Here is a 3,082-nt window from a genome sequence, read left to right as displayed (position 1 = left end):
TGTGGGAGCGAGCTTGCTCGTGATAGCGTCCTTCCAGACAACAGAAAGCCCGCAGATGATCACTCATCTGCGGGCTTTTAGTTACAGCGACTTGCCTTAGATCGCCCCACGCTTGCGCAGCAGATCCAGCACCTGCTTGACGCTTTCTTCCAACGTCAACGACTGCGTGTCGATCACCAGGTCGGCATCCAACGGCACGTCATACGGGAAGGATTCGCCCGGGATGTTGTCCCCGGCAGCCGCGTACAGCCCTTGCGGATCACGCTGGGCACATACCGTTGGCGAGGCCTGGACGTAGACCGTCAGCAGGCGCTCCCGGCCGATCAGGTCCTTGGCCTGTTCACGCCCTTCGGCGCTTGGCGCAACGAACGCGGCCAGGGTCAGCAGGCCGGCTTCGTTGAACTGACGGGCGACGTGAGCCGCACGGCGCCAATTTTCAGTACGCCCGCTGCGATCCTGCGGCAAGCCTTTGTTCAGGTCGTGGCGCAGGTTCTGACCGTCGAGCACGAACACCGCACGGCCCATGTCGAACAGCTTGCGTTCCACCGCGTAGGCCAGCGTGCTCTTGCCCGCGCCCGACAGACCGCTGAACAGCACCGTGGCCGGCTGTTGGCCGAAGCGCTGGGTACGTTCTTCCACCGACACATGGGCCAGCTTGCCGTGGTGGGTGCTGCTGCCATGGGCCAGCGGCTGGGCCACGATCATGCCCGCGCCGACGGTACCGTTGGTCAGGCGGTCGATGATGATGAACGCGCCGGTGGTGCGATTGCTCTCGTAACCATCCAGGGCGATCGGCGCATCCAGGGCGATCTTCACCTTGCCGATTTCGTTGAGTTGCAACGCGCTGGCCGGGCCCTCTTCCAAGGTGTTCACATCGACCTTGTTGACGATGCTGGCAATCGAACCGGGCACGTAGCTGGTGGCGCGCTTGATGTCGTATTTCTTGCCCGGCAGCATCGGCTCCTCGGCCATCCACACCAGCATCGCTTCGAAGCTGTCGGTGACGGGCGGAACGTTGTCGGCATGCACCAGCAGGTCGCCACGGGAGATGTCGATCTCGTCTTCCATGGTCAGCGTCACGGCTTGGCCTGGACCGGCATGTTCCAGCTCACCCTCGAAGGTGACGATGGATTTCACGCGGCTGCTCTTGCCCGACGGCAACACCACCACTTCGTCACCCTTGTGCACGATGCCGCTGGCAAGCGTGCCGGCGAAACCGCGGAAGTTCAGGTTCGGACGGTTGACGTATTGCACCGGGAAACGCAGGTCGGTGAAGTTGCGGTCGCCCGCCACTTCCACGGTCTCGAGGATTTCCATCAGCGACTGGCCGGTGTACCACGGCGAACGCTCGGACTTGTTCACCACGTTGTCGCCCTTGAGGGCCGACATCGGCACGAAGTGCATGCTGGTGGGCTTCATCTTCAAGCCTTCGGCGAACTTCAGGTAGTCGGCCTTGATGGACTCGAACACGCCCTGGTCGAAGTCCTTGAGGTCCATCTTGTTGATGGCCACGACGATGTGCTTGATGCCCAGCAACGAGGCAATGAAGCTGTGGCGACGGGTCTGGGTCTGCACGCCGTAGCGCGCGTCCACCAGGATGATCGCCAGGTCACAGGTGGACGCACCGGTGGCCATGTTGCGGGTGTACTGCTCATGGCCGGGGGTGTCGGCGATGATGAATTTGCGCTTGGCGGTGGAGAAATAGCGATAGGCGACATCGATGGTGATGCCTTGCTCGCGCTCGGCCTGCAGGCCATCGACGAGCAGCGCCAGGTCGATATCGTCCCCGGTGGTGCCGACTTTCTTCGAATCGCGGGTAATGGCTTCCAGGTGATCTTCGTAGATCATCTTGGAGTCGTGCAGCAGGCGCCCGATCAGGGTGCTCTTGCCGTCATCGACGTTACCGCAGGTCAAGAAGCGCAGCAGTTCTTTACGCTCGTGCTGGCCCAGGTAGGCGAGGATGTCCTCGCTGATCAAATCAGATTGATGCGACATGACAGCCCCTTAGAAATAACCTTGACGTTTTTTATCTTCCATCGAGCCTGCGCCATCGTGGTCGATGACCCGGCCCTGGCGCTCGGAAGTTCGCGTCAGGAGCATTTCCTGGATGATGTCCGTCAGGCTCTCGGCCTCGGACTCCACCGCGCCCGTCAACGGGTAGCAGCCAAGGGTACGGAAACGCACTTTCTTCTTGACGATACGGGCCTTGTCTTCGTCGGACAGGTGCTCGAGGATGCGCTCGTCGTCGATCATGATCAGCGTGCCGTTCTTCTCGATCACTTCACGCTCGGCGGCGAAGTACAGCGGCACGATCGGGATACCTTCGAGGTAGATGTACTGCCAGATGTCCAGTTCGGTCCAGTTCGACAGCGGGAATACGCGAATCGACTCGCCCTTGTTGACCTTGCCGTTGTAGACGTTCCACAGCTCCGGACGCTGGTTCTTCGGGTCCCAGCGGTGCTTGCTGTCACGGAACGAGTAGACGCGCTCCTTGGCGCGGGACTTCTCTTCATCGCGACGGGCACCACCGAAGGCGGCGTCGAAACCATGCTTGTCGAGCGCCTGTTTCAGGCCCTCGGTCTTCATGATGTCGGTGTGCTTGGCACTGCCGTGGGTGAACGGGTTGATGTTCTGCGCCACACCGTCCGGGTTGATATGGGTGATCAAGTCCAGACCGAGCTCTTCGACCATACGGTCGCGGAACTTGTACATTTCCTGGAATTTCCAGCGGGTGTCGACGTGCATCACCGGAAACGGCAGCTTGCCGGGGAAGAACGCCTTGCGTGCCAGGTGCAGCATCACGGCGGAGTCTTTACCGATGGAGTACAGCATCACCGGGTTATCGAACTCGGCGGCCACCTCGCGGATGATGTGGATGCTTTCCGCCTCCAGCTGTTTCAGATGCGTCAGTTTGTCGACCATGGCTACTCACGAAAGCTTTCTTATGAACGGCCAGCGGGCCGTGTTCGAGCGGGGAATCCTAGCACAGCGACCTCTTCTAATCAGGGCGCCAACTAGATCGAAACAGCATATGGATATGCCCGGCGGTTCGGGCCCCGCAATGCCCTTTGTGGGAGCGAGC

2 protein-coding genes are annotated in these 3,082 nt (G+C 60.8%); both read right to left on the bottom strand.

Annotation, left to right across the window (positions count from 1 at the left end; translation table 11 throughout):
• Positions 1 to 96: 96 nt before the first annotated feature.
• Complete coding sequence (gene cysN, locus OC610_RS24305) at positions 97 to 1,995, bottom strand: sulfate adenylyltransferase subunit CysN (RefSeq protein WP_264431490.1); 1,899 nt, start codon at positions 1,993 to 1,995, stop codon at positions 97 to 99.
• A 9-nt stretch (positions 1,996 to 2,004) separates the two neighbouring features.
• Complete coding sequence (gene cysD / locus OC610_RS24300; protein WP_030139871.1) at positions 2,005 to 2,922, bottom strand: sulfate adenylyltransferase subunit CysD; 918 nt, start codon at positions 2,920 to 2,922, stop codon at positions 2,005 to 2,007.
• Between the last annotated feature and the right edge of the window lie 160 nt (positions 2,923 to 3,082).

The organism is Pseudomonas agronomica (assembly GCF_025917275.1).
Taxonomy (GTDB): domain Bacteria; phylum Pseudomonadota; class Gammaproteobacteria; order Pseudomonadales; family Pseudomonadaceae; genus Aquipseudomonas; species Aquipseudomonas agronomica.
The sequence above is the reverse complement of the archived record's forward strand: the minus strand, read 5'-3'. Positions and strand labels throughout refer to the sequence as shown.

What these genes read in the sequence shown, in the direction of transcription:
- cysN (WP_264431490.1), bottom strand. Translation starts at nt 1,995, where the DNA reads ATGTCGCATCAATCTGATTTGATCAGCGAGGACATCCTCGCCTACCTG.
- cysD (WP_030139871.1), bottom strand. Translation starts at nt 2,922, where the DNA reads ATGGTCGACAAACTGACGCATCTGAAACAGCTGGAGGCGGAAAGCATC.